Raw genomic sequence first — 24,294 nt, 5'->3', positions numbered from 1 at the left:
CCACCGCGTCTGGTGCTGGGCCCGCGAGGCCGCGCCCGAACCCGCGCCCGCCGCCCTGACCGCTTGAGGCCCGCCATGAACCTGCACGACATCCCCTTTTCGAGCGCCGCCTCCGCGTCCGCCGCCGAGGCCGCGCCCATGCTGGAGGTCATCGGACTGAAGAAGCACTATCCCGTGGACAGCGGCGGCGGCGCCAAGGTGCTGCGCGCCGTCGACGGCGTTTCCTTGTCCGTTCCGCGCGGCCAGACGTTGAGCCTGGTGGGCGAATCGGGCTGCGGCAAGTCCACCACGGGCAAATGCCTGATCCGCCTGACCGATCCCACCGAAGGCCGCATCCTGCTGGAAGGCCGCGACCTGGCCGCCATGAACAGCCGCGAACTGCGCGCCATGCGCCAGCGCATGCAGTTCATCTTCCAGGATCCGTTCTCCTCGATGAACCCGCGCATGCGGGTGCGCGACATCATCGGCGAACCGCTGCGCGCCTTCGGCCACGACCGCGCCGCGATCCGCGCCCGCGTCGCGCAGCTGCTGGCCCGCGTCAGCCTGCGCCCGGACGCCGCCGACCGCTACCCCCACGAATTCTCCGGCGGACAACGCCAGCGCATCGTAATCGCGCGCGCGCTGGCGCTGGATCCCGGCCTGATCGTTTGCGACGAGCCCGTCTCCGCGCTGGACGTGTCCGTCCAGGCGCAGGTCATCAACCTGCTGATGGACCTGCAACGCGACCTGGGCCTGACCTACGTGTTCATTTCGCACGACCTGAGCGTGGTGCGCCACATCAGCCATCGGGTCGCCGTGATGTACCTGGGCAAGATCGTCGAAACCGGCACCCGCGACGCCATCTTCGAACGTCCCGCCCATCCCTATACCCGCGCCTTGCTGGCCGCCGTGCCTTCCGCCCGCCAGGGCGAACGCAGACCCGTGGAAGTGCTGAAGGGCGAGATTCCCAGCCCGCTGTCGCCGCCCTCGGGCTGCGCCTTCCGCACCCGCTGCCCCATGGCGCAGCCGCGCTGCGCCGAGGAAGCGCCGCAGCCCCGCCAGATTGCCCCCGAACAGCAGGTCGCCTGCCATTTCGCCACCCCCATTTAGCCGGAGATACGCATGTCCCAGACCGAGGCCACCCCGTTCGACTACATCCTTGCCGGCGGCACCGTCATCGACGGCACCAATTCGCCCGGCCGGCTTGCCGACGTCGGCGTGCGCGGCGACCGGATCGCCGCCGTCGGCGACCTGAGCGCCAGCAGCGCCCGCCAGCGCATCGACGTGGCCGGCAAGGTGGTGTCCCCAGGGTTCATCGACTCGCACACGCACGACGACAACTACCTGCTCAGGCACCGCGACATGACGCCCAAGATCTCGCAGGGCGTCACTACCGTGGTCACCGGCAACTGCGGCATCAGCCTGGCCCCGCTGGCGCACGCCAACCCGCCCGCGCCGCTGGACCTGCTGGACGAAGGCGGCTCGTTCCGCTTCGCGCGCTTCTCCGACTACCTGGAGGCCTTGCGCGCCACGCCGGCGGCCGTGAACGCCGCCTGCATGGTGGGTCATTCCACCCTGCGCGCCGCCGTCATGCCTGACCTGAAACGGGAAGCCACGGCCGAAGAGATCCAGGCCATGCAGGCGCTGGCCGACGACGCGCTGGCCAGCGGCGCCATCGGCATCTCGACCGGCGCGTTCTATCCGCCCGCCGCCCATGCCAGCACCGAGGAAATCATCGAGGTCTGCCGCCCGCTGGGCACGCATGGCGGCGTCTACGCCACCCACATGCGCGACGAAGGCGAGCACATCGTGGCGGCGCTGGAAGAAACCTTCCGCATCGGCCGCGAACTGGACGTGCCGGTCGTGATCTCGCACCACAAGGTCATGGGCAAGCCTAACTTCGGGCGTTCCAAGGAAACGCTGGCATTGATCGAAGCCGCCATGGCCCGCCAGGACGTGTCGCTGGACGCCTATCCCTACGTGGCCGGCTCCACCATGCTCAAGCAGGACCGGGTGCTGCTGGCGGGCCGCACGCTCATCACCTGGTGCAAGCCTTATCCCGAGCTGAGCGGGCGCGACCTGGAGGAAATCGCCGCCGAACGCGGCAAGTCCAAGTACGACGTGGTGCCGGAACTGCAGCCCGCCGGCGCCATCTACTTCATGATGGACGAGCCCGACGTGCAGCGCATCCTGGCGTTCGGCCCCACCATGATCGGCTCCGACGGCCTGCCCCACGACGAACGCCCCCATCCGCGCCTGTGGGGCACCTTCCCCCGCGTGCTGGGCCACTACTCGCGCGACCTGGGCCTGTTCCCGCTGGAGACCGCGGTCTGGAAGATGACCGGCCTGACTGCCGCCAAGTTCGGCCTGGCCGAACGCGGCCAGGTGCAGCCCGGCTACTACGCCGACCTGGTGGTCTTCGACCCCGCCACCGTGGCCGACTCCGCCACCTTCGAACGGCCCACCGAGCGCGCTGCGGGCATCCACTCGGTCTATGTCAACGGCGCGGCCGTCTGGGCAGACCAGTCCTTCACCGGCCAGCATGCCGGCCGCGTCCTCAACCGGACCGGAGCCTGAGCCCCGCCAGCCCTTACAATCCGGCATACGCGGCGGGGCTTGCGGGCCCTGCCCCCAACCAACTCCTACCTGCCTGATCGCTACATGGCCCTACCCGGCACTACATCCCCGCCCGAGATCGTGGGCAAGGAAGAAATGGGCGCTCGCCTGCGGGCCGAGCGCAAGGCGCGCAAGATGACCTTGCAGGCGCTGTCCCGCGCCAGCGGCATCGCGGTGTCGACGCTGTCGAAAGCGGAGCTGGGGCAGATCGCCCTGAGCTACGAGAAGTTCGCCGCGCTGGCGGGCGCGCTCGGCATAGACATGACCCGCATGTTCATGCTGCCGGACGCCTCCCAGGCTGCCGTCGCCCCCACCTTCGTCAAGAACAAGCTCAGCGATGCCCGCGACTACGTCACGGAGAACTACCACTACCGGCTGCTCATGGGCGAATACCCCGGCAAGAAGATGACGCCCATGCTGGCGCTCATCGACTCGCGCAAAGTGGTGGAATTCGAGGACTACATCCGCCACCCGGGCCAGGAATTCGCCGTGGTGCTGTCGGGCAAGGTCCGTATCCAGTTCGAAAATGGCGACAGCGTCGTACTGGGCAAGCTGGAGACCGCCTACTTTGACAGCAGCATCGGCCATGTCTACCTGTCCATGAGCAAGAAGCCCGCGGAAGTGCTGGCGGTGTGCAGCGACGTAGGCGAGGTGCCGTCGCGGCTGAAGCCGCCCGAATGACCCGTGATTTCGAGCTGCGCAGCGCCTAGCCCAACAGTTCGGCGCTGTGCTCGCCCAGCCCGGGCGCGGCGCCGGCCGACGCTCTGGGGCTCGCCGAAAACCGCAGCGGCGTGGCCGCGCAAAGCAGCTCCCCTTCCGTCGGGTGCTCGACGGTCTCGAAGAAGCCTACGTCAGCCAGATGCGGATCCCGCAGCAGGTCATCCAGACCGTTGGCCGGTCCCGCGGGAATGTCCTGCTCCAGGAACAGCGCCAGCCATTCTGCCGCGTCGCGTTCCAGCAGGCTGCGGCTGACTTCCTCGTACAAGGGTTCGGCGTGGCGGATACGGTCCCCCATGGTCAGGAAGCGTGGGTCGGCGGCCAAATCGGGCCGATCCAGCAAGGCGAACAGACGCTGCCATTGCGCGTCCGTGTTGGCCACCAGGCACACATGGCCCTCGCGGGTCTTCAAGGGCCGGTGGTAGCGGCTGAAGACCCGCTCATAGCCGCTTGGCGCGGCCGCCGTCTCCGAGCCGCTGAATATGCTGTCGGCCAGATGTTCGACCAGATTGAAAGAGGCCATGGTTTCGAACATGGGAACCTCCACCTGCTGCCCTTGTCCGCTGGCGGCTCGCGCCACCAATGCCGACGCGATGGCGCCCGCCAGATAGACGCCGCAGAGCTTGTCGGTGAACAGCATCGGAATGAAGCCCGGTTCGCCATACATCCTGGCATGCAGGCCGGACACGCCGCTCATGCCCTGGATCACGTCGTCATAGGCGGGGCGCTCGGCATAGCGGCCATCCTGGTGAAAACCCAGCGCCACGGCATAGACCAGCCGCGGATGGCGCTGCGCCAGGCTGCCGTAATCTATGCCCAGGCGCCTGGCGGCAGCGGGCCGCATGTTGTGCACGAAGACGTCGGCGGTGGCCAGCAGCGTGTCCAGCCGCGCCACGTCGGCGGCATTCTTCAGGTCCAGGACCACGCTGCGCTTGCCGCGGTTCAGGTTCAGGAAGAACGATCCCATCCTGGCATTGCGCGACTTGCCGACCATGCGCATCGGGTCGCCCTGGGGCGGCTCGACCTTGATCACATCGGCGCCCATGTCGGCAAGCAACTGGGTCGCCATCGGTCCAAACACGAAATTGCTGGCGTCTATGACGCGCATACCGGACAAAGGACCTGTCATGTTCGTTCCTGGTTAAGGGGTGCCCTGCTCGGGTCTTGAGTGGATGGGAGGGTTGCCGCCGGCGTGGACCGCTCGCGCGCCTCGCGCAACAGATCGCGTCCAATGATCAGATGCTGGACCTCGGTCGCGCCTTCGTAGATGCGCAGCGCCCGCACGTCGCGGTACAGCTGCTCCATGATGTGCCCGGTCCGCACGCCCAGCCCGCCATGCATCTGCAAGGCAGCATCCACCACCTGCTGCGCATGTTCGGTGGCGGCCAGCTTTGCCATGGCGGCATCGCGCGACGAACCTTGCCCCGCGTCGCGGGCCCAGGCGGCGCGATAGACCAGCAGCGCCGAGGCGTCGGTCTGGGTGGCCATCTGGCTCAACCGGGCCTGGGTCAGCTGAAAATCGGCCAGCGTCTTGCCGAACATCTCGCGTTGCAGCGCATGCTGCGTGGCCTCTTGCAGCGCCCGGCGCGAGAAGCCCAGCGCCGCCGCGCCCACCGAGGTCCGGAAGATGTCCAGCGTGCGCATCGCGAGCTTGAATCCCTGCCCCGGTTCACCCAGCAATTGCTCGTCCGCCACACGACAGGCGGTGAACTTCAGGGTAGCCAGCGGATGCGGCGACAAGACATCGATGCGCTCCGCGATCTCCAGTCCCGGCGTATCCGCGTCCACGATGAAAGCCGATATCCCCTTGGCGCCGGCGCTGCGCGGGTCGCGCGCAAAGACGACATAGTGGTCGGCGATGCCGCCGTTGGAGATCCAGGTTTTCTCGCCGTCCAGGACATAGGCATCGCCCTCCTGCCTGGCCGTGCACGACAAGGCGCCCACGTCGGAACCCGCCTGCGCCTCCGACAGCGCGAATGCCGCGATGTGGCGTCCTGCCCGGGCGGGAGCCAGATACCGTTGCCGCTGCGCGGGGGTGCCGTCCAGCGCAATGGCGGCCGAACCCAGGCCCTGCATGGCGAACGCGAAGTCGAACAGCGCGCCATGTTGGGCCAGCCGGTCGCGCAGCAGGCAGACGGCGCGCGTGTCGATGCGGGCGCCGGGGGCTAGCGGGTCGGGCACGGCGTGAGCCAACAGGCCCGCCTGGCCCATGCCAGCCACCAGGAGCCGGCATTGTTCATCCATCTGCGCCCGGCTTTGCGGCGCGGACCAGGCGGGCGCCGCCTCCAGCCAGGCATCGGCCTGCCGCAGCAGGTCCCGATGCCGGGGCTCGAAGAATGGCCACGCGAGCGTAGCTTGCATGTTCATGGCACAACGTCCTGTCGTGTGGGCTGGGCGCTATTGCTTGGGGATGTTGGCGCTCTGGGCCGTGGCAATCTCAAGCTCGATCTCTTTCTTCTGGAACTTGGCCAGCGCGGCCGCGTCGCCGATGAAGGAAATGAAATTGCTCTGCGCCAGGAAGGCTTGCGTCTTGGGATCGGCGTAGATCTCCAGCAGCGCATCCTGCAGGGTCTTCACGACCGGCGCGGGCGTCTTGGCCGGCGCGAACATGGCCCACCACGCCACCTTGAAGAAGTCCTTGTAGCCTAGTTCCTGCAAGGTGGGCACGTCCGGTACGCTGGCCAATCGCTTATCGGTCGTCACCGCGAGCAAGCGCAGTTTTCCCGCCTGGACCAGGGCCTGCGCGCCGCTGTACTCGGCGATCACGAAGTCGACCTGCTTGCCCGCCAGATCATTCAGCGCCGGCCCCGCCCCCTTGTAGGAAATGCCGTTGGCGCTGGCCTGCGCCAGCGACAGGAACCACTCGCTGGCAATCTGGTAGGTGGCGCTGCCCGCCCCGTAGTTCAGTTTCTTCGGATCCTTCCTGGCGGCTGCCACCAAGTCCGCGACCGTCTTGTAGGGCGAGTCCTGATAAACATAGAAGCCCATGGGCGCCTGGGCCAACACCGCCACCGGCGCCAGATCGACCAAGGGGTCATAGGGCAGCTTGGCGAACGCCGCGACGTTGGTCGCGACGGGCGCGTTGGCCGCCAGCAGCAGCGTGTAGCCATCGGGCGCCGCCGACACGACGGCCTGGGTCGCGATGATGCCGCTCGCCCCTGGGCGGTTTTCGGCGATCACGGGCTGGCCCAGCTTGGCCTCCAGTTGGCGGGCGGTGTAGCGCGCCAGCGTATCGGTGCCCGTGCCGGGAGGATACGGGACGATCAGCCGGATCGGCTTGTCTGGAAAGGCGTGGCTGATCTGGGCGCCCAGCGCCAGCACGGCGCCTACGAGCAAAGTGGTCAATCGCTTCATGTCTCCAACTCCTTTGTGTGCTCTGTTGTCTTTTGGAATTGCGGGCGCCAGCGTTCACGGTCAGGAAGATGACTGCGGATGCAAGGCGACCCGTCCGATGACCTCGCGGGAAGCCAACGCGGCCAATGCAGCCTCGTATGCCTCCAACGGGTAGGTCTGCTGGGTGTAGGGTTTCAGCGCCCCTTCGACGACCCAATCGAACATCGTGGCGAAGGCGGCGCGCACCGCCGCCCTGCGCTCGGGCGGGACGGATACCCTGCCCCAGCCCATGTAGTAGCCCCAATAAATGCCGATCGCCGTGGCGTTCTTGACCAGCAGGATATTGGCGGGAATCTGCGGAATGTCGCCGCCGGCGAATCCCATCGGAATCAAGCGCCCTTCGGGCGCGACACAGCGCAACGACTCCTCGAACACCTTGCCGCCCACCGGATCGAAGATCACATCGGCGCCGCGCCCCTCGGTCAGGGACAGCACCGCGTCGCGGAAGCCCCCTTCCCGGTAGTTCAGCCCCTCGTCGGCCCCATGGGCCCGCGCCGCGTCGAGCTTGGCCTGGGTGCTGGCGCACGCGATCACGCGCGCGCCCAGCCGCTTGGCGATCTCGATGGCCGCCAGTCCGCTGCCGCCGCTGGCGCCGTGCACCAGCACGGTCTCGCCCGGCTGCAGATGCGCGCGCCAGCGCAGCGCGCCATAGGCGGTGGCGTAGATGGTTGGAAACTGTACGGCGCTGTCGAAATCCACACCGGCGGGCAGTGCGAATGTCGTATCGACCGGCGCCACCACTTCGCTGGCAAAGCCGCCCGACTGCACGCCGGCCACCACCCGGTCGCCCGGACGGAACAGCGTCACGCCTGGAGCGCATTCCCGCACGATGCCTGCCACCTCGGTGCCCGGCGTCAGGGGTAGCGGCGGCCGGTTCTGGTGCTTGCCCTGCAACACCAGCAGGTTGGCGAAGCTCACGCCGCAGGAATGCACTTCGATGCGCACGCTGTCCGCCCGCAAGGGCGGCGCGGCGCAGGTCTCGACGCTGACCAGGCCGGGATCGTCCAGCCCCCGGCAGATGACGGCTCGCATGGTTCTCTCCTAATCGGTTTCTGGCAACGCGCCATGGCGCCCCGCGCCCTGCTCGAAACGCTGCGCGCCGGCGCGCGCCTCCAGCTTGCGCGCGGCGGCGGCGTAGGCCATCTCGGCAGCCACCGCGTCGCGCTCGGACAAGGCCAGCTGGGCATAGGCCGATTGCCGGTCCGAGCGCATCGCGATCTGCGGGAATTGCGCCATCTGACGGGCCAGCGCCTCGGCCTCGGCCCGCGCCTGTCCGTCAGGCACCACGCGGTTGACCAGCCCGAAGCGCTCGGCTTCCGGGGCCAGCACGATACGGGCGGTCAGCAGCATGTCCAGGGCGCGGCTCATGCCTATCAGGCGCGGCAGGCGCACGGTGGTGCCGTCGCTCATCGGCACGCCCCAACGGCGCGACAGCACGGCGAACGAGGCGCTTTCCTCCGCGATGCGCAGATCGCACCACAACGCCACGCCCAATCCGCCCGCGCAGGCATGCCCGGCCACCGCCGCGATGACGGGCTTGGACAGCGGCGCATGCAGGGGGCCGTCCGGGCTGCCTGCCCAGGGCTCGTAGTCAGTGCCTCCCGCCAATTCCTTCAGATCGGCGCCAGAACAGAAGGCGCCGCCGGCGCCGCACAGCACGGCTACCCGGGCCTGCTCGTCGGCATCGAACTCGCGCAGCGCTCGCGCCAGTTCGGAGGCTGCCTCGCGATCCAGCGCATTGCGCACCTCGGGCCGGTTGATGATCACCGTGGTCACAAAGCCGGCGCGTTCCACCAGGATTTTCGGAGCCATGAATCGCTGTCGTCCTGTAATTTGAATAATACCAAGCAGTATTAAAATGATTAAAAAAATGCCGCGCGTAACGGTCCGTTCGCGCGGCCCGGTTTTACTGCGGATGCGGCAACAATGCGCTGACCGCGAAGCCGGCCAGTTCGCTGGCGACGCGCTCGCGGTCCTTCGCGGTTTCGTTCTTGCGCGGGTGATACCAGCGCGAAGTCCAGTTCAGGGCCCCGAGCAGCGGCTTGACCAGGAGCTTGGCGTCCATGGCGCGGAAATCACCGCATTCCGCCCCCTCCTCGATCACACGCACATACAAGGCTTCGTTCGCCGCGCGCAACTTGAGGATTTCCTCCAGTTCGGCACGTTCGGACGCGGTGGTGCGTCCCGTCAGATGCAGCTCCAGCCCTTGCGCTGCGACGCGCAGGTAGGCCAGATGCTCCATCATCAGCACGGTATGGTCATGCGCCATCTTCCGCAGTTTGACGGCCGGCCGTTCGGCCGACAGCGCGTGCGGCTCGATCGCTTCGCGGGTCAGTTCCATGGCGCGCCGCTGCACGGCGAAGAACAGCGCCGACTTGTTGCGATAGTAGTAGTAGATGATGCCTTTGGTCGCACCGTAGGCCACGCTGATGTCGTCCAGCGACGCCGCTGAAAAGCCCAGGTTCATGAACACGGACGCGGCCGCATCGAGAATGGCGAGCCGCTTCTCGATCCCTTCCGTGCTGTCTATCAGGCTGGGCCGTCCCATAATGTCCTTGCTGTGGCGGAAATAAACGCGAAATTCTACCCTCAGGCCTGCCGGCCGACGCTCGCGAACTCGTCGCGGATCGCCTGCGTATGGGCGCCTATGGCAGGCACTTCGCCCAGGCGGCGCGGCTCGCCCCGTATCTGGACAGGCGGCGCCACGATGGACGCCACCCCGTGCGCGGTGCGTACCTCCGAGCGGCGCAGGTGCGGATGCGCCGACAATTCCTTGACGCCGTTGACTGACGCATAGGCAATCTTCGCCAGCGTCAGACGCCGCCGCAATTCCTCCAGAGCCACCGTACTCAATAGGGCTTCGATTGCGGCTTTCAATTCCTCCGCATGCCGCACGCGGTCGCGATTGCTGCGGTAGCGTTCATCGTCGACCCATTCGGGCTTCAGCAGCACGTCGCAGGCGAAACGGCGCCATTCGCCGTCGTTCTGCACGCCGATCAGAAGCGACTGGCCGCCCTGGCAGGCGAAGGCGCCGTAGGGAGCGATGGTCGGATGCCCCAGGCCCACGCGCGGCCATACCGTGCCGGCGTAGTCGTAGTGCAGCAGCGGCACGGTCATCCAGTCGGCCATTGCGTCGAACAACGACACATGCAGGGCGCTGCCCTGCCCGGTCCGCTCGCGCTGCAACAGCGCTTCCAGGATGGCCGCGTGCGCATACATGCCGGTGCCTATGTCGCAGGCGGATATGCCCACCCTGCCCGGCGCTTCCGGCGTGCCCGTCACCGACGCGATGCCCGATTCGGCCTGCACCAGCAGATCGTAGGCCCGCATGTCCGCATAAGGGCCGGACTCGCCGTAGCCCGTGATGTCGCAAGTGATCAGCCGGGGATTGGCGGCGCGCATTTCCTTCCAGCCGAATCCGGCGCGTTCCGCCGCCCCTGGCCCCAGGTTCTGGATCAGCACGTCGGCCTGCAGGATCAGCGTGCGCAACAGCGCCAGATCCTCAGGCTGAGAGAAATCGAGAACGATTGATTCCTTGCCGCGGTTGAGCCAGACGAAGTACGTGCTGTCGCCCATGACCGCGCCGTCGTAGCCGCGCGCGAAATCGCCGGCCGCGCGTTCAATCTTGATGACGCGCGCGCCGGCATCGGCCAGCCGCGACGAGGCATAGGGCGCCGCGGCTGCCTGCTCCACAGCGATCACCAGCAGACCTTCCAGGGGCAATGCCATTTTTGTCTCCGATCCAGCATTCGTTTTTTTAATGCTACCGCGTAGTATTAGAACTAGCAAGACCCGGCCCCCACCGGGCCTGGAAAGTGACGGAGTTGCTGCGGGCATTGGCATACGACTGTCACACTCGCGGGCGATACTGCCGTTCGGATATCCGCCAGCCCGCCCGAATTCCGGGAACGCGCCGGATATTCATATAAAAGGTAATTCGTTGGCCGCCGCCCCTGGCCGCCTTACGATAGCTGGCATCGACTGGGCCTGGCGCCCGCAGGAATGCTCCACATGCAACGCTTGATATCCCCCATCCTTACCCGCCGCCCGGTGCTGCTGGCCGGCCCGCTCAGCGCGCGCCGCTACGACGCCGTGGTTTCCCTCAACGCTCACCGCGAAGCCCGCAGGCTGCGCGAATCCGCCCAACGCATCCTGGCCGTTTCCGCCCGCTACATGTTGCCAGGCGCTTGAGTCTGTCCCCCAAGGCCGTGCCAAACGCCTCGGCCTGATCCCTCCCCAAAGGCACGGAATGCCCGTCGCCGCCTCCATGCAGCCCCTCCCACCGCCACCTGCGGTAGGATTGCCGATTCGGCCCGAGACCGGGCCAGGCAGAACAGGAGTCATGCATGCAGAAGGTGGTAATCGTGGGCGGCGGCCACGCGGCGGCGCAATTGTGCGCCAGCCTGATAGAAGGCGGCTTTCCCGGCAGCCTGACGCTGGTGTGCGAAGAGGCCTCGCTGCCCTACCACCGGCCGCCACTCTCCAAGACCTATATCAAGGATCCGGAAGCCCCGATCCAGTTGCTGCGCCCCGAGACCGCCTACGCCAACGCCGGCGTGCAGGTCCTGCTGGCTGATGCGGCAGTCGGCATCGATCGCGATGCGCGCCGGCTGACGCTGGCGTCGGGCAAGCAGTTGGACTATGACGCGCTGGTGCTGGCCACCGGCACGCGCGCGCGGCGCCTGCCCGACGTGCCCGACGAACTGCAGAACCTGATCTACCTGCGCAACGCCGACGACGCCGCGCGCCTGCGCGCCGCGATCGCCGACGCGCCTTCGGTCACGGTCGTGGGCGGCGGCTTCATCGGCCTGGAAATCGCCGCCACGGCCGGCGCCCTGGGACGCCCGGTCACCGTCTTCGAATCCGCGCCGCGCCTGCTGGCGCGCTCCGTGTCGCCCGAAGCCTCGGAACACGTCGCCCGCGTGCTGCACGAGTCCGGCGTCGACCTGCGCCTATCCTCCGACCTGCAACATATCCGGACGGAGAACGGCCGCGTGCGCAGCGTCGTGGTCAATGAAGTGGAACATCCGGTGGACCTGCTGGTCGCCGGCATCGGCGCGGTGCCCGAGATCACGCTGGCGCAGGCCGCCGGCCTGGACTGCCTGAACGGCATCGTGGTCGACGGGCTGATGCAGACCTCGGCGCCGGGCATCTACGCCATCGGCGACTGCACCTCGTTTCCGTACGCCCGCTGGGGCAAGACCCTGCGGCTGGAATCGGTGCAGAACGCCAACGACCAGGCCCGCACGCTGGCCGGCGTCCTGCTCGGCACGAAGACGCCGTATCACGCCCTGCCCTGGTTCTGGTCCGATCAAGGCGCCTTGCGCTTGCAGATCGCCGGCCTGGCCCCGCCGGATACCGAACGCGTCCTGCGTCCGGGCGCCAAGCCCGGCAGCTTCTCGATTCTGCACTTTGCCGACGGCCATCTGGTCTGCGTCGAATCGATCAACGCGCCGATGGACCACCTGGCGGCGCGCAAGCTGCTGGAACTGGGGCTGAACCCGCCCCGCGACGTGCTGGCCGACCCGGCCGTGCCGCTCAAGAGCCACTACTGAAGCGGATAGGGATGGTCCGCGCCGGCGTGCCTCAGATGAAGCCGGCGGCGCGGAACATGCGCTCGTAGATCTGACGCAGGACCGCCTCCTTGCGCTTGTTGTACTCCATGACCTGCATCACGCCGTCCGCCGCCTCGCGCTTGGCCTGGGCATACAGATCGCGGTCGGCATCATGCTGGCGCAGCCAGTCGCGGAACATCCGGTGCCGGATGTTCTCGGGGCAATCCGGACCAAACACATGCAGGTTCACGCGCGGAGCGGCCAACTGCAGCAGGCGGTGCTGGTGCCAGGACGACTCCCGCAAGACCAGCAGGTAACCCGCCGCCTCCAGCGCGGGGACATAGGCGTCCTCCTGCACGGGGTCGGCTACCGTCAGATCGATATCTATCACCGGCTTGGCCGGCAGGCCCGGCACCGCCGTCGAACCCATGTGCTCGACCGCCAGCGCGACCGGTCCCAAGGCCTCGCGCACCTGCGACTCAAGCCGGCCATAGCGGACCGGCCAATCGGCGTCATAGGGCATGACCGCGACTAGTTCCGGCGCCGGCTTGCCGCGGACCCAGGGGTCCTCGTCCGGGTCCGAGTCGTAGTGCCGCATGATTTCTTCAGGCGTGGGCGCGCGCCGGCTGCCTGCCAGGTTCAATTGCCGAAAGCGCGGCGCAGGCGCTCCAGTTCGACCATGTTCAGGCGCTTCGCCTCCGCTTCGGCGTAGTTCCGTTCCCCTGATTCATACGCACCTTTATAGATGCACTTGCTGCGCTTCGCACACTCGCCTTCGGCGCGGGCGGTGGAGGAATACGATTTGGAACCTTGATCCGAAGTCTTGGGACCGCTCGAAGAGCAGCCGGCCATCAGCGCAGCCGCAAAAATCGCCACACCCCAGCGGCTCAACGTTTGAATGGACATTTCCTGGCCCTACAGAAAAGCTGTAGCCGACTTTATAGCAGGCTCTTGAATTCAACGTTCAGACGGGAATTGCTTCGAAACGTTGCCGCCCGCGAGACGCCAGCCCCTGCGCGATTCGTAAATCGGGCCGCCATCAAATCATCAGATACTTCGTCAACTTCTCCAGCATGGCGTCGCAGGCCTCCAGCTGCGAGAACTCGACGTACTCGTCGGCCTTGTGCGCCACCTCGATACTGCCGGGTCCGCAGATCAGCACCGACGTCCGCGCCCACAGCTGCTGGAACAGCCCGCCTTCGGTGCCGAAGGCGGCCTTGGCGAGCGGCGTGTCTGGCGGCAGCCATGAGGCCAGCAGCGCGACGGCCGCCGAGTCGTCCGCCGTGGCAAGGCCAGGATAGCTGTTGACCAGCTCGATCCGAGGGGGTTCGGTATCCGCCCGCGCGCCCGCAGCGCGCATTTTCGCTTTGGTGAGCTCCAGCACCCGCGCCAGGATCAGGTTCGGGTCATCCTGCGCGACATTGCGGATCTCGAAATTGACTTCGCATTCCGCCGGCACGATGTTCAGCGCCGTGCCGCCCTTGATGGTGCCTGCATGCACCGTCGTGTACGGCACGTCATAGCCGGCTTCGCGCGGACCGTTTTCGGCCAGATCATGCTGCACGTCACGCAGCGCGCCGATCAGATCGCTGGCCGTATGGATGGCATTGACAAAAAACGGCGCCAGCCCGGAGTGGCCCGCCTGGCCGCAACACATGGCCCGATAGGCCGCCTTGCCCTTGTTGCCGGTGCCGATCTTCATCAGCGTGGGCTCGCCCACCACGCAAAGCAGCGGAGCCGGCTTCATGTGTTCCAGCGCGCGCAGCAGATGGCGCACACCCACGCAGCCGATTTCCTCATCGAACGACAGCGCCAGATGCAAGGGCCGCGCAAGCGGTTGTCGGGCCGCGCGGATCATGGCCATCACGGCGCAGGCGACGAAGCCCTTCATGTCCGCGCTGCCCCGCCCATAGATACGCCCATCGCGCACGGTCGCCTCGAAGGGCGGCGAGGTCCAGGGCTGGCCGGCCGCGGGGACCACGTCGGTGTGGCCGGAGAGCAGGATGCCGGGCACATCCAAGGGGCCGACCGACGCGAACAGATTGCTCCGCCGGGCGTCCTGCGGGTCCGCCACTAGCGTGGACGCGATGCCGGCCTGCGCCAGCAGCTCCCGCACGCGCTCGATCAATTCGATATTGGGCGTCAGCGTGACGGATTGAAACGCGAGCAGCTCGCGCAATAGGTCTGGACTGTTATCGGGGGTCGGTGTGCTCATGGCATGGACCTGCAGGAGGCGGCCGGCGCACGGGCGCGCCGCCGGTTCATTTGTTTTCAGGAGGCACGTAAGGGTCGAAGAAACTGCCTTCGCTCATGCCTGGAATGTATTGGTCCGAGATATAGGCGCGGCAGCGCTGCATGAACACCTCCGTCAGGCGCGACGGTTTCATCGGCTTGTAGGTAGTGAGGCCCAGCAGCATGGGGCGGTGTTCACCCACCAGGCGCAGCCGCACCAACCGCTTGCCATCCAGCGCTTGCGTGGACTTCGGCCGCACGTTGAACAGGGCATAGCCGATTCCGTTGGCGACCATGGACCGCACCACCTCCTCCGAGCGCGAACGCGCCACGATGTTCGGCTCCAGGCCGAACTTCGCGAATAGCGACATGAAGTAATCGCGGCTCAAGGGCAAGTCCAGCAGCACCATGGGCAACCGTGCCAGCTCCTCCAACGTCACCGCGATCTGCTGCGACAGCGGATGCAATTCGCTGACCACCACATGCGGCGGCAGGCGCGCCAGCGCCTCGAACGATATCTCGTCTCCCAGCCTCAGGTCGTAGCTCAGCGCGACGTCGATCTCCAGCGAGTGCAGCTTGTCGATCAGCAACTGCTGGTCGCCTTCGGTCATGTGCAGTTCGACTTTGGCGAATGCCCGCGAAAACCCGAAGATCACCTCGGGCGCGATCATGGCCGTGAGCGACTGGAAGCAGCCCACGCGCAAGGTGCCCTGGATGGTATTGCTGGAAACCGACGCGATCTTGTAGAGACGCGACGCGCGCTCGAGCAGGTCTTCGCATTCGCTCATGACCTGCTGGCCGAGCACCGTCAGGGCCAGGCCCTTGGACGGATGCCGCACGAACAACTGCACGTCCAGCTCGGTTTCGACATGCGCGATGGCGGCCGAAATCGAAGGCGCCGAGATGTGGATCTGGCTGGATGCCGCAGCAATACTGCCATGCTTGGCCGTGGCGACGAAGTACTCCATCTGGCGCAGCGAAATGCGATTGAGCATAGTCCGAAATGAGAAAACTGGAGCGGGCTGGAGGGAGGTGGCGTTCCGCCTTGCGGGCCGCCACCGTGGCCCGGCGCTGGCATCAGCCGCACCGAGCAAAAGTGTATCCACTATGCCCGGATAAGGGGGCACGGCGCTCCTCGGGTTTTCTCGCACTAGCCGCCTGCCCGAAGCGGTCACAGATTGCCTGGCACGCCGAAACTCGGCGCGGCGCGCGGGTCCCGGGCGCGGGTGATGTAATCCTGGATCTGCGGCTCGTAGACCTTCCAGGCCTCGTAAAGCGTTTCGACGGGGCATTTCTCCACCCAGTCCATGCGCAGGTCAACGATGGGCCAGTCCAGGTCCGCCACCACCAGCAGCCCGGCCGAATGCACAGGCCCCTCTTCGCCGCCAGCAGCCTGGCCCGCCAACATGGCCTGCATCAGGCGCTCGGCCAGCGAGCCCGACGCTTGCTCGAACGCCGCCAGCATGGCGGCGGGTACATCCAGCGACGCCAGCATATTGCCGGCGCAGGCGGCGTGCTCGCCCTGCGCGCTGGACAGCCGGCCCAGCGCGTTCGCGCCGGTGAAGATGGCCGGCGTCTGCGCGGCGTCGATCGCCATCAACTGCCGGTAGCTGATAAAGGGACGCTCGGCCAGGGCCTGCAGCGCGCGCTGGGGCGAGTCGCCCTTGCCCATCGCCTCAAGGATGAGCGGCCCCAGGGCCGGGTCGGTGATGTTCTGGCTGACCGCCGCGCCCACTCCCGCACGCGCGCGGATGCAGCGCGCCGCGACCGCGGGCGACGAGGACGAGACCGCAGCGCCGAATTGGCCGGTAGCGGGACAGCGGGCAATGATGGAGAAAGTCATGACCTGAGCCTCCTGTGGCGTCAATCCGGAATAACGGCAGTCGCGTCGATTTCCACCAGCCATTCGGGACGCGCCAGCGCCGATACCACGATGCCGGTGGATACTGGGAACACGCCCTTGAGCCACTTGCCGACCACGCGATAGACCTCCTCGCGATAACGGGGGTCGATGATGTAGATCGTGATCTTGCAGATGTCCTGCAGTTCGCCGCCGGCCTCCTTGAGCAGCATGTCGATGTTCTTCATCGCCTGCTCGGTCTGGCCTGCGGCGTCGCCGATGCAGACGCTCTCGGATGTGTCCAGGTTCTGGCCGATCTGTCCGCGCAAGAAGACCGTGCTGCCGCGCGCGACAACGGCCTGGCACAGATCGTTGTCGAGTTTCTGTTCGGGGTAGGTCGCCTTGGTATTGAAGGTGCGTATGCGCTTATGCTTCATGGCTCGTATCAGTATTAGGGTTTATCCGGAGACCCTGCGCCTGCCTGGCTGACAGCAGCGCCCAAGGCCTTACCTGCCCGCTGATGGTCTGCCCAAGCCGCACGACAGCCTATTTGTTTTTTCCGGTGTCCCGTCTCGGAAATCCTGACGCGCGAGGCGCTCGCGGCCATGCGCCTCCACCCTGCACTTGGCCGCCTCGCCAGGCCATCAGGAAAATCTATTCACGCCAACGGAAAAGGCGACTTGGTCCCTCGGATCGTCTCTCTCATTATTGGCTTTCGCTGGCGCGGCCGGTGCGGCAGGCGCGGCGATGCCCGGCCCCGGATCGATGACCGACGCCACCTGAAGCAACCTCACCTTACAGGGGATCCGGATGAACACCGCCTCAACTCCCGCGCAAGCCGCCTATCCCCGATTCCGCTACGACGGCTCTGGCGACCTGGCCCGCATCGGGCTGATCTACATTGCCTCCAGCGTCGTGATGGAAGAAGAAATGTGGGCCATGTCCGCGCCCGGAGTGTCCACCCATACGGCGCGCATCAAGCTGCCCAAGGTCACCGTGCAGGGCATCGAGGAAATGATGAACGCCCCGGAGCTCGAACAGGCCGCGCGCCTGGCCGGCGCCGCCCCGATCGACGTGCTTCTGTTCGGCGGGACCAGCGCCTCCTTTCTGCATGGCACGGCCTACGACCAGGCCCTCATCCAGAAGCTGCGGCAATGGGTGCCGGGGCCGATGATCACCACGGCGTCCACCGCCACGCTCGCAGCGTTGAAGAAGGTCAAGGCCGGCAAGGTTGCGCTGGCCACGCCCTATCTTCCGGAGATCCACGAACGCGCCATCCGCTTCCTGCAGGAAAACGGCCACGAGGTCGTCAAGAGCGCCTGCCTCGGCATCTCGGATGACCACGCGCTGGCCGAGGTATCGCTGGAGAAAGTCTACGACCACGTGCTCTCGGTCGACCACCCCGACGCGACGGCCATCTTCGTCTCGTGCACCAACTTCAGGACCGTCGGGGCCATCGAGGCGCTGGAGCAGAAGCTCGGCAAGCCGGTGATCTCGGCCATCCAGGCCTCGTTCTGGCATTGCCTGGATCTCACCGGCGCGGCAGGCGCCAAGCCCGGCTACGGGTCGCTGTTCAACGCCAACCTGTCCAGGGACAACACGATGTAAGCACTTCGCCGAAGTGCATGACCAATAAACAAGGGGAATAAAAATGCATCTTCACAAAACCATCACGGCGCTGACGCTCGCGGGCGCCTCGCTGTTCTCCCTGGCGCCCGCCCAGGCCGAGAAGCTGGTGCTAGGCAACGAGGGGAGTTATCCGCCGTTCAGCATGGTCGACCCCTCGGGCCGCCTGACGGGTTTCGAACCCGATCTGGCGCGCGAGATGTGCAAGCGGATGAAAGCCGATTGCGAAATCGTCGTGATGGACTTCAAGGCCCTGATCCCGGCGCTGCTGCAGAAAAAGCTGGATGCCGTGGTCAGCCAGACCAAGCCGCTGCCGGAGCGCAAGGAAAAAGTGCTGTTCGGGCGTCCGGTGCTGTTCAACCCGGACTCCTATGTGGTGCCAGAAGCGAAGAACTACACCTTCACGCCTGAAGGCCTCAAAGGTGTGCGCATCGGCCTGCAACGCGGTTCGGCGCAGGCCAAGTATGTGGGCGAGACCTTCGGCAACGCGGTGCAGATCGTGTTCTACGACAACCCCGACCAGATCCGGCTCGACCTGGCCAACGGCCGGCTGGACATGAGTCTCGGCCCCAAGATCAGCTGGACCAATGAGTTCCTGTCCAAGCCCCAGGGCAAGGGCTGGAAATTCGCCGGCGGCGACCTGTGGACCGGCGGCGGCGAAGCCGGCTCAAGCTGGATCGCCCGCAAGGACAGCGGCGAACTGCTCAACCGCATGAGCGCCACGGTCGACGCCATCATCAAGGACTGCACCTTCACCAAGCTGCGCAAACCCTATATGGAAGTGGAACTCCTGCCCGAAGAAGCGGCCTGCCGCTAGCCGGATCCGCGCATGCCGCCAGGGCCTTCCGGCGTCAAACCGGCGGGCCCTGGGCGGAATTCTTCATACGCTTGCAAGGATTGCCTCATGCCTTCGATGGGTTTCGTGCAGCAACTCGCGACCGGCGCGCTGATGACGATCCAGGTCGCCGTCTGCGCCTATCTGCTGGCGCTCGCGATCGGGACGTTCTTTGCCCTGATCACGCTGCGGCCAACACTGCTGGCCAGGATCATCTGGATTCCGTACGCCTCCATCTTCACGGGCGTGCCCTCGCTGCTGGTCGGTTTCCTGTTCTATTACGGCGGCTCGGAGATTGTCGCCAGCCTGCTCGCGCCGTTCGGCGTTGGCCAGCGTGTCGAGATCACGCCCTTCATGGCCGCGGTGGCGGCGCTGGGCATGGTCTACGGCGCCTACCTGGCCGACCTGATACGCAGCGCGATCCAGAACGTGCCCCACGGACAGTTCGAAGCCGCACGGGTATTGCTGGTGCCGCGCACCACCATCTGGCTGAAGGTGATCCTGCCGCAGATGCTGCGCCTGGCCCTGCCCGGCATGACCAATATGTGGATCGTCGTGCTCAAGGATACCGCCCTCATCTCCCTCATCGGCCTGAAGGAAATCATGGCCTACGCCAAGCTCGCGTCCGGCGTGACCAAGGAACCTTTCGTCTACTACCTGCTCGCCGCCGCTTTCTTCCTCATGATGACCTGGCTCACCTACTACGTGGCCCGTCGCGTCGAAACATGGGCGGCGCGCGGCTTCCATCCCGTCGTGACCAAGGGAGCCTCTCATGCACTTTGATTTCCAGGTCGCCTGGGACAGCTTGCCAAAATTGCTGGCTGGCGCCGGCACGACATTCGCCGTGCTGCTGCCGGTGCTGGTCATCGGCCTGCTGCTGGCGCTGCCGGTCGCCCTGGCGAGCTTCCGGCCAGGCCCGCGCGCCCTCTTCGCCAGCAGCTACATCGGCTTCTTCCGCGGCGTGCCCAGCCTGGTGCTGCTGTATCTGATCTACAGCGGACTGCCGCAGTTCTCCATCGTGCGCGACACCTTTCTTTGGAACGTCTTCTCCAACGCCTATGTCTGCGCGTGGCTGGGCCTGGCGCTGACCCACTCGGGCTTCATGGCAGAAATCATCCGCGGGGGGCTGGCGGCGATTCCCAGGGGCACCATCGAAGCCGCGCAGACCCTGGGCCTGAAGCCTGCGCAAATCCTGTTCCGCCTGCGCATCCCGCTAGTCGCGCGCTACGTGCTGCGCGCCTATCAGAATGAATTGCTGATCATGGTGAAGAGCACGGCGGCCGTCAGCGCCATCACGCTGGTCGACCTCACCGCGGCCGCCAACACCGTATTCGACTATACCTATGACCCGTTCACGCCCTTGATCACGGCAGCGGCCATTTATTGGTGCATCACCAACAGCATACGTCTTGGGTTCTCGATCGCGGATCGCAGGCTGAACCGCTATCTCGTCAGAATCTGAACCGCCCCGGCCGACCGTCCACCAGAGCGCGAATCATCATGACTGCCATCCTGTCCAGCATCACGCCGCCTTACTCCTCCGCCCTTGCCGACTGCGCACCTGCGGTATCCATCTCGGGATTGAACAAGTTCTATGGCACGTTCCACGCCCTGCGGGATATCCACCTCGAAGTGTCCAACGGGGAAATCGTCATCCTGTGCGGCCCTTCCGGATCCGGGAAATCATCACTCATCCGCTGCATAAACCATCTGGAACAGCATGACTCGGGCGACATCCACGTCAATGGCATCGCGCTGACCCGACTGCCCCAGGACGTCGAAAAAGTCCGGCGTCAGTTGGGCATGGTGTTCCAGAACTTCAACCTCTTTCCGCACATGACGGTGCTGGAAAACTGCACCTTCGCCCTGAAGGTCGCCTTGAAGACTCCGGCCCGCGAGGCCGAACAGACGGCGCGCGAGTACCTCGCCAAGGTCAATGTGATCGAACAGGCCGACAAGTATCCGATCCAGCTTTCTGGCGGACAGCAGCAGCGCGTGGCCATCGCCCGCGCACTCTGCCTGCGTCCGCGCATCATGCTTTTCGACGAACCGACATCGGCGCTCGATCCGGAGTCGGTCGGCTCCGTGTTGCGCATCATGGAAGACCTGGCGCAGACCGGGATCACCATGATCTGCGTCACCCATGAAATCGGTTTCGCCCGCAAGGTCGCTGACCGCTGCGTCTTCATGGAGCGGGGCGAAATCATCGAGACGGCGCCCGCCGAACAGTTCTTTGCCTCGCCCAGGAGCGAGCGCCTGAGGAATTTCCTGGAGCAGGTTTTGTAGTCGGCCACATAGACAAGGGGTTGTCATGATCAAAAGACTCATTTGCGCGGGCATGCTTGCCGGCGCGGCTCTCGCCGGCACGGCGCAAGCGCAGGATGCCCTGGTGGTAAGCACCTGGGGCGGAAGCTTCCGCGATCTCATCGACGAAAGCATCGGCAAAGAGTTCACACGACAGACCGGCGTGCCGGTGAAGTACATCACGGGCGGCACCATAGACCGCCTGAACAAGGCCAAACTCGCCACCAAGCCGGAAAGCGACATCACCTTCACCACGTCGCACATCGGCTGGCTCTATGTCAATGCCGGCCTGTACGAGAAGCTCGACCTGAGCAAGATTCCCAATTACTCGCACCTGGTCGAACGGGCCAGGATCAGCCCATACCACATCGGCAGCTGGGCGTATGTGTACACCATCGGCTATCGCCCCGACCTGATTCCCCCCGGCATCACCTTCGACAGCTGGAATGACCTCTGGAACCCGGCGCTGAAAAACAAGCTGTCGGCGCCGGATTTCGATCCCAGCCACATCATCGACATTGCAGCCTTGCTCTCTGGCGGCGACGCCCGCAGCTGGGAAAAAGGCCAGGACAAGCTCAAAGCCCTGAAACCCAACTTCAAGGCCTTCTACACCAACGACGCCAACAGCCAGCAACTGATCGCCGCCGGCGAGACACCGGTGCAGATCGTGCTGTCCATGAACGCGTACTACATGATCGGCCAGGGCGTGCCGATCAAAGTGGCGATGCCCAAGGAAGGCGCGGTGCTGGGCGTGGACACCATGGCCATCATGAAAGGCAGCGCCAAGACCGACCTGGCCTATAAGTTCATGAACATTGCGCTGTCGCCAGAGGTGCAGGCCAAGATCGTGGCCGCCAAGAAAGCCAGCCCGGTGGTCGACGACGCCAAGGTCTCGCCCGAAGACGCCGCGCTTCCGGGCGTGTTCACGACCAAGCAGCAATGGGATACCCAGGCCATCGTCATCGACGACAAGCTGCGCGCCGAGAAGACCGCCGAGTGGCGCAAGTGGTTTACCGAGAACATCATGAACTGATTGCCGGAGGCCGCCGCCTCACGGTCCGCGGCCTCCCCTCGTTCTCACCGTACACGATGGATGGGTACACCATGGATGCGCGTTCCACACTGAGGGGATGGCTGATATCCCCGGCAAGCTTCATCGCGCTGTGCATCTGCGTCGCCATGGCGGCCGTGCTGCAGTACAGCTTGCGCACCTTCATTCCCGGCTCCTTGGATGTCGGCGGCCTGACGCTGACGAATTTCTCGGGTCTGGGAAAGCAGATCTATCTCGATGCCTTTACCAACACCCTGCGCCTGAGCGTGGAAACCACGGTCTGCTCCCTGCTCGTGGCCTATCCGCTGGCGTACGCCCTGGTCAGGGTACGCAACCACTACATCAAGTCTTTCATCCTGATCGTTTCCATCACGCCGCTCTTCCTGGGCGAAATCGTGCGTACCTATTCCTGGATCATCGTGCTGGGCAGCACGGGATTCATCAATTCGATGCTGCTCAAGCTGGGCATGATAGACACGCCGCTGACGCTGATGTTCAGTCACCTCGGCGTGCTGGTGGCGCTGGTGCATGTCACCATCCCCGTGGTCGTGCTGATGCTGGCCACCGCCATCTCGCACATCGACCGCGATTACGAGAAGGCCGCCGAAAGCCTGGGCGCGGGGCCGGTGCGCACCTTCCTGACCATCACCCTGCCCTTGTCCATGCCGGGCATCCTGGCCAGCATCACTACCTCGTTCGCCTGGACCTTCAGCGCTTTCGCCACGCCGCAGATGATAGGCGGCGGCCGCGTCCCGACGGTCTCCACCCTGGTCTACCAGCTGGGATTCTCGTCGATGAACTTCCCCTTGGCGGCCAGCCTGAGCGTCATGGGCCTGGGCCTGACGGCGATCTCGCTAATGCTGCTCGGCCGCGTCACGCGCCGCCTCAAGGCCATCGGAGGGCACTGACATGAGCATCCGCAAATCCCTACCCCTGTGGCTGCGTATAGGCGCGCCCGTCCTGATCACGCTCATCCTCGCCTTCGTGCTGCTGCCGGTCGTGGTGGTGGTGCTGGCCTCCTTCAATGACAAGGCCCTGCTCACCTTTCCGCCGCAAGCCTGGTCCTGGCGCTGGTTCGAGCGCGTTTTCACCTACACCGATTTTCGTGACGGCTTTCACGCCAGCATGGTGGTTACGCTCTGGTCATCGGTGTTGGCGCTGATCATCGGGACCGGTCTGGCGATCGCGGTCAAGCGCATGGCGTTTCCCGGCAAGAACGTCCTGCAGGCCATCCTGCTTTCGCCGCTGGTAATTCCGCATTTCACGGTGGGGCTGGGCCTGCTGATCCTGGTGGCGCAGCTGAACATCGATCGCGGCTATGGCATCGTGATCCTGTGCCATGTGATCCTGGTTCTGCCTTTCGTGCTGCGCAGCGTCTATGTCTCGATGGAGAACCTGGACGAGCGCCTGGAGCAGAGCGCGGCCAGCCTGGGGGCCTCGCCCGTGCGGGTGCTGTTCACGATCACCGTGCCCTTGCTGGCGCCCGGTCTGTTCGGCGGCTGGCTGTTCGCGGCCATCATGTCGTTCAGCGAGTTCACCGCGTCGCTGTTCGTGACCACCCAGAACACGCAGACCCTGCCGGTGACCATGTACAACTATGTGCGCGAGTTCGCCGATCCGACTCTGGCCGCGCTGTCGGTGGTGTACATCGTGGTGACCGCCACCCTGTTGATCTTCGCCAATCGCTTCCTGGGGCTGGGCAGGATCCTCAATATCGAGGACAACCACTAGAGAATTCTGGGTGGAATGTTGGCGATTGGTTTTGCGAGGTCAGGTTCTTGAGCCGCCGGCGTCCGGACTGCGGGATTCCGATGCTCGCCCCAGTGGGGCTGCGCTTCGGATCCCTCCGCCCGGCCACCGGCTCAGGACATCTGCCCATGAACGGGGTCTGAAACCAATGCATTAGGCGACTGCCAGCCGAGGACCCCGGAGCCATCCGAAGCGCAGCCCCACCGGGGCGAGCATCGGAATGGCGCAGGGCAGCCTCGGCGACTAAAGAACCCTGACATCCGCAAGCTCGAAGCCCTGCCGCTCCGCACTTCGGTTCTGTGAGGCAGGGTTCTTGAGTCGCCGGCGTCCGGACTGCGGGATTCCGATGCTCGCCCCAGTGGGGCTGCGCTTCGGATCCCTCCGCCCGGCCACCGGC

The 24,294-nt window shown here is 65.6% G+C and carries 26 protein-coding genes; 13 read left to right on the top strand and 13 right to left on the bottom strand.

The features are described from left to right. Positions 1-75 precede the first annotated feature (75 nt). From WBB14_RS30500 to WBB14_RS30490, 3 genes are all read left to right on the top strand, one after another. Complete coding sequence (locus WBB14_RS30500) at positions 76-1,089, top strand: ABC transporter ATP-binding protein (protein ID WP_424243080.1); 1,014 nt, start codon at positions 76-78, stop codon at positions 1,087-1,089. 12 nt (positions 1,090-1,101) lie between these two features. Next, positions 1,102-2,556: an N-acyl-D-amino-acid deacylase family protein gene (locus tag WBB14_RS30495; protein ID WP_424243079.1), complete on the top strand. Its 1,455-nt coding sequence runs from the start codon at positions 1,102-1,104 to the stop codon at positions 2,554-2,556. Between the two features lie 84 nt (positions 2,557-2,640). Further along, complete coding sequence (locus WBB14_RS30490; RefSeq protein ID WP_207468631.1) at positions 2,641-3,276, top strand: helix-turn-helix domain-containing protein; 636 nt, start codon at positions 2,641-2,643, stop codon at positions 3,274-3,276. Positions 3,277-3,301: 25 nt separating this feature from the next. Here WBB14_RS30490 and WBB14_RS30485 read toward each other — a convergent pair whose 3' ends face one another. The 7 genes from WBB14_RS30485 to WBB14_RS30455 form a co-directional block, all read right to left on the bottom strand. Next, positions 3,302-4,441 (bottom strand): CaiB/BaiF CoA transferase family protein, encoded by a 1,140-nt coding sequence (locus tag WBB14_RS30485; protein WP_424243078.1) that lies wholly within the window; start codon positions 4,439-4,441, stop codon positions 3,302-3,304. Further along, positions 4,438-5,679: an acyl-CoA dehydrogenase family protein gene (locus tag WBB14_RS30480; RefSeq protein WP_424243077.1), complete on the bottom strand. Its 1,242-nt coding sequence runs from the start codon at positions 5,677-5,679 to the stop codon at positions 4,438-4,440. The genes WBB14_RS30485 and WBB14_RS30480 overlap by 4 nt, the downstream gene beginning before the upstream one ends. A 30-nt stretch (positions 5,680-5,709) precedes the next feature. Continuing rightward, positions 5,710-6,666 carry a Bug family tripartite tricarboxylate transporter substrate binding protein gene (locus WBB14_RS30475; protein ID WP_424243076.1) on the bottom strand — a complete coding sequence of 319 codons (957 nt, stop codon included), beginning with the start codon at positions 6,664-6,666 and terminating at the stop codon, positions 5,710-5,712. A gap of 60 nt (positions 6,667-6,726) precedes the next feature. Beyond that, complete coding sequence (locus WBB14_RS30470; RefSeq protein ID WP_424243075.1) at positions 6,727-7,737, bottom strand: NADPH:quinone oxidoreductase family protein; 1,011 nt, start codon at positions 7,735-7,737, stop codon at positions 6,727-6,729. Between the two features lie 9 nt (positions 7,738-7,746). Further along, on the bottom strand, positions 7,747-8,517 hold the full coding sequence (locus tag WBB14_RS30465; RefSeq protein ID WP_332013647.1) for a crotonase/enoyl-CoA hydratase family protein: 771 nt from the start codon (positions 8,515-8,517) through the stop codon (positions 7,747-7,749). Positions 8,518-8,611: 94 nt separating this feature from the next. Beyond that, positions 8,612-9,253, bottom strand: coding sequence for a TetR family transcriptional regulator (locus WBB14_RS30460; RefSeq protein WP_424243074.1), 642 nt, complete (start codon positions 9,251-9,253; stop codon positions 8,612-8,614). Between the two features lie 41 nt (positions 9,254-9,294). Next, complete coding sequence (locus WBB14_RS30455; protein ID WP_424243073.1) at positions 9,295-10,434, bottom strand: CaiB/BaiF CoA transferase family protein; 1,140 nt, start codon at positions 10,432-10,434, stop codon at positions 9,295-9,297. Positions 10,435-10,716: 282 nt separating this feature from the next. Between WBB14_RS30455 and WBB14_RS30450 the strand changes: the two genes are divergently transcribed. Beyond that, positions 10,717-10,896: a hypothetical protein gene (locus tag WBB14_RS30450; protein WP_059375255.1), complete on the top strand. Its 180-nt coding sequence runs from the start codon at positions 10,717-10,719 to the stop codon at positions 10,894-10,896. Between the two features lie 155 nt (positions 10,897-11,051). Next, positions 11,052-12,260, top strand: coding sequence for an NAD(P)/FAD-dependent oxidoreductase (locus WBB14_RS30445; protein ID WP_424243072.1), 1,209 nt, complete (start codon positions 11,052-11,054; stop codon positions 12,258-12,260). A 31-nt stretch (positions 12,261-12,291) separates the two neighbouring features. Here WBB14_RS30445 and WBB14_RS30440 read toward each other — a convergent pair whose 3' ends face one another. The 6 genes from WBB14_RS30440 to WBB14_RS30415 all read right to left on the bottom strand — a co-directional run bounded on the left by WBB14_RS30440 (position 12,292) and on the right by WBB14_RS30415 (position 16,769). After that, positions 12,292-12,858, bottom strand: a complete 567-nt coding sequence (locus WBB14_RS30440; protein ID WP_424243071.1) for a GrpB family protein — start codon at positions 12,856-12,858, stop codon at positions 12,292-12,294. Positions 12,859-12,899: 41 nt separating this feature from the next. Beyond that, positions 12,900-13,166: a hypothetical protein gene (locus WBB14_RS30435; protein ID WP_424243070.1), complete on the bottom strand. Its 267-nt coding sequence runs from the start codon at positions 13,164-13,166 to the stop codon at positions 12,900-12,902. 133 nt (positions 13,167-13,299) lie between these two features. Next, positions 13,300-14,475, bottom strand: coding sequence for an acetylornithine deacetylase (gene argE, locus WBB14_RS30430; RefSeq protein WP_424243069.1), 1,176 nt, complete (start codon positions 14,473-14,475; stop codon positions 13,300-13,302). Between the two features lie 46 nt (positions 14,476-14,521). After that, positions 14,522-15,487, bottom strand: a complete 966-nt coding sequence (locus WBB14_RS30425; RefSeq protein WP_424243068.1) for a LysR substrate-binding domain-containing protein — start codon at positions 15,485-15,487, stop codon at positions 14,522-14,524. A gap of 176 nt (positions 15,488-15,663) precedes the next feature. Then, positions 15,664-16,335 (bottom strand): DUF1028 domain-containing protein, encoded by a 672-nt coding sequence (locus WBB14_RS30420; RefSeq protein WP_424243067.1) that lies wholly within the window; start codon positions 16,333-16,335, stop codon positions 15,664-15,666. Positions 16,336-16,355: 20 nt separating this feature from the next. Continuing rightward, the gene (locus WBB14_RS30415) at positions 16,356-16,769 is read right to left on the bottom strand and encodes a RidA family protein (RefSeq protein WP_013391976.1); all 414 of its coding nucleotides are present in this window, start codon (positions 16,767-16,769) and stop codon (positions 16,356-16,358) included. Between the two features lie 373 nt (positions 16,770-17,142). Between WBB14_RS30415 and WBB14_RS30410 the strand changes: the two genes are divergently transcribed. The 8 genes from WBB14_RS30410 to WBB14_RS30375 all read left to right on the top strand — a co-directional run bounded on the left by WBB14_RS30410 (position 17,143) and on the right by WBB14_RS30375 (position 23,879). Beyond that, positions 17,143-17,940, top strand: coding sequence for a maleate cis-trans isomerase family protein (locus WBB14_RS30410; RefSeq protein ID WP_424243066.1), 798 nt, complete (start codon positions 17,143-17,145; stop codon positions 17,938-17,940). A 43-nt stretch (positions 17,941-17,983) separates the two neighbouring features. Continuing rightward, positions 17,984-18,775 (top strand): transporter substrate-binding domain-containing protein, encoded by a 792-nt coding sequence (locus WBB14_RS30405; protein WP_424243065.1) that lies wholly within the window; start codon positions 17,984-17,986, stop codon positions 18,773-18,775. A gap of 87 nt (positions 18,776-18,862) precedes the next feature. After that, the gene (locus tag WBB14_RS30400; RefSeq protein WP_332012208.1) at positions 18,863-19,576 is read left to right on the top strand and encodes an ABC transporter permease subunit; all 714 of its coding nucleotides are present in this window, start codon (positions 18,863-18,865) and stop codon (positions 19,574-19,576) included. Continuing rightward, a complete protein-coding gene (locus tag WBB14_RS30395) occupies positions 19,566-20,255 on the top strand; it encodes an ABC transporter permease (RefSeq protein WP_424243064.1) in 690 nt (229 codons plus the stop codon). Before WBB14_RS30400 ends, WBB14_RS30395 begins: the two co-directional genes overlap by 11 nt. A gap of 38 nt (positions 20,256-20,293) precedes the next feature. Further along, positions 20,294-21,079 carry an amino acid ABC transporter ATP-binding protein gene (locus WBB14_RS30390; RefSeq protein WP_424243063.1) on the top strand — a complete coding sequence of 262 codons (786 nt, stop codon included), beginning with the start codon at positions 20,294-20,296 and terminating at the stop codon, positions 21,077-21,079. Positions 21,080-21,104: 25 nt separating this feature from the next. Further along, positions 21,105-22,130, top strand: coding sequence for an ABC transporter substrate-binding protein (locus WBB14_RS30385; protein WP_424243062.1), 1,026 nt, complete (start codon positions 21,105-21,107; stop codon positions 22,128-22,130). 71 nt (positions 22,131-22,201) lie between these two features. Beyond that, a complete protein-coding gene (locus WBB14_RS30380; RefSeq protein WP_424243061.1) occupies positions 22,202-23,056 on the top strand; it encodes an ABC transporter permease in 855 nt (284 codons plus the stop codon). Between the two features lies 1 nt (position 23,057). Beyond that, positions 23,058-23,879 carry an ABC transporter permease gene (locus WBB14_RS30375; protein ID WP_424243060.1) on the top strand — a complete coding sequence of 274 codons (822 nt, stop codon included), beginning with the start codon at positions 23,058-23,060 and terminating at the stop codon, positions 23,877-23,879. Positions 23,880-24,294: the final 415 nt, after the last annotated feature.

The organism is Achromobacter sp. (genome assembly GCF_049647645.1).
GTDB lineage: Bacteria > Pseudomonadota > Gammaproteobacteria > Burkholderiales > Burkholderiaceae_B > Achromobacter.
This window is presented reverse-complemented; position numbering and strand designations above follow the sequence as displayed.

What these genes read in the sequence shown, in the direction of transcription:
- WBB14_RS30500 (WP_424243080.1), top strand. Translation starts at nt 76, where the DNA reads ATGAACCTGCACGACATCCCCTTTTCGAGCGCCGCCTCCGCGTCCGCC.
- WBB14_RS30495 (WP_424243079.1), top strand. Translation starts at nt 1,102, where the DNA reads ATGTCCCAGACCGAGGCCACCCCGTTCGACTACATCCTTGCCGGCGGC.
- WBB14_RS30490 (WP_207468631.1), top strand. Translation starts at nt 2,641, where the DNA reads ATGGCCCTACCCGGCACTACATCCCCGCCCGAGATCGTGGGCAAGGAA.
- WBB14_RS30485 (WP_424243078.1), bottom strand. Translation starts at nt 4,441, where the DNA reads ATGACAGGTCCTTTGTCCGGTATGCGCGTCATAGACGCCAGCAATTTC.
- WBB14_RS30480 (WP_424243077.1), bottom strand. Translation starts at nt 5,679, where the DNA reads ATGAACATGCAAGCTACGCTCGCGTGGCCATTCTTCGAGCCCCGGCAT.
- WBB14_RS30475 (WP_424243076.1), bottom strand. Translation starts at nt 6,666, where the DNA reads ATGAAGCGATTGACCACTTTGCTCGTAGGCGCCGTGCTGGCGCTGGGC.
- WBB14_RS30470 (WP_424243075.1), bottom strand. Translation starts at nt 7,737, where the DNA reads ATGCGAGCCGTCATCTGCCGGGGGCTGGACGATCCCGGCCTGGTCAGC.
- WBB14_RS30465 (WP_332013647.1), bottom strand. Translation starts at nt 8,517, where the DNA reads ATGGCTCCGAAAATCCTGGTGGAACGCGCCGGCTTTGTGACCACGGTG.
- WBB14_RS30460 (WP_424243074.1), bottom strand. Translation starts at nt 9,253, where the DNA reads ATGGGACGGCCCAGCCTGATAGACAGCACGGAAGGGATCGAGAAGCGG.
- WBB14_RS30455 (WP_424243073.1), bottom strand. Translation starts at nt 10,434, where the DNA reads ATGGCATTGCCCCTGGAAGGTCTGCTGGTGATCGCTGTGGAGCAGGCA.
- WBB14_RS30450 (WP_059375255.1), top strand. Translation starts at nt 10,717, where the DNA reads ATGCAACGCTTGATATCCCCCATCCTTACCCGCCGCCCGGTGCTGCTG.
- WBB14_RS30445 (WP_424243072.1), top strand. Translation starts at nt 11,052, where the DNA reads ATGCAGAAGGTGGTAATCGTGGGCGGCGGCCACGCGGCGGCGCAATTG.
- WBB14_RS30440 (WP_424243071.1), bottom strand. Translation starts at nt 12,858, where the DNA reads ATGCGGCACTACGACTCGGACCCGGACGAGGACCCCTGGGTCCGCGGC.
- WBB14_RS30435 (WP_424243070.1), bottom strand. Translation starts at nt 13,166, where the DNA reads ATGTCCATTCAAACGTTGAGCCGCTGGGGTGTGGCGATTTTTGCGGCT.
- argE (WP_424243069.1), bottom strand. Translation starts at nt 14,475, where the DNA reads ATGAGCACACCGACCCCCGATAACAGTCCAGACCTATTGCGCGAGCTG.
- WBB14_RS30425 (WP_424243068.1), bottom strand. Translation starts at nt 15,487, where the DNA reads ATGCTCAATCGCATTTCGCTGCGCCAGATGGAGTACTTCGTCGCCACG.
- WBB14_RS30420 (WP_424243067.1), bottom strand. Translation starts at nt 16,335, where the DNA reads ATGACTTTCTCCATCATTGCCCGCTGTCCCGCTACCGGCCAATTCGGC.
- WBB14_RS30415 (WP_013391976.1), bottom strand. Translation starts at nt 16,769, where the DNA reads ATGAAGCATAAGCGCATACGCACCTTCAATACCAAGGCGACCTACCCC.
- WBB14_RS30410 (WP_424243066.1), top strand. Translation starts at nt 17,143, where the DNA reads ATGAACACCGCCTCAACTCCCGCGCAAGCCGCCTATCCCCGATTCCGC.
- WBB14_RS30405 (WP_424243065.1), top strand. Translation starts at nt 17,984, where the DNA reads ATGCATCTTCACAAAACCATCACGGCGCTGACGCTCGCGGGCGCCTCG.
- WBB14_RS30400 (WP_332012208.1), top strand. Translation starts at nt 18,863, where the DNA reads ATGCCTTCGATGGGTTTCGTGCAGCAACTCGCGACCGGCGCGCTGATG.
- WBB14_RS30395 (WP_424243064.1), top strand. Translation starts at nt 19,566, where the DNA reads ATGCACTTTGATTTCCAGGTCGCCTGGGACAGCTTGCCAAAATTGCTG.
- WBB14_RS30390 (WP_424243063.1), top strand. Translation starts at nt 20,294, where the DNA reads ATGACTGCCATCCTGTCCAGCATCACGCCGCCTTACTCCTCCGCCCTT.
- WBB14_RS30385 (WP_424243062.1), top strand. Translation starts at nt 21,105, where the DNA reads ATGATCAAAAGACTCATTTGCGCGGGCATGCTTGCCGGCGCGGCTCTC.
- WBB14_RS30380 (WP_424243061.1), top strand. Translation starts at nt 22,202, where the DNA reads ATGGATGCGCGTTCCACACTGAGGGGATGGCTGATATCCCCGGCAAGC.
- WBB14_RS30375 (WP_424243060.1), top strand. Translation starts at nt 23,058, where the DNA reads ATGAGCATCCGCAAATCCCTACCCCTGTGGCTGCGTATAGGCGCGCCC.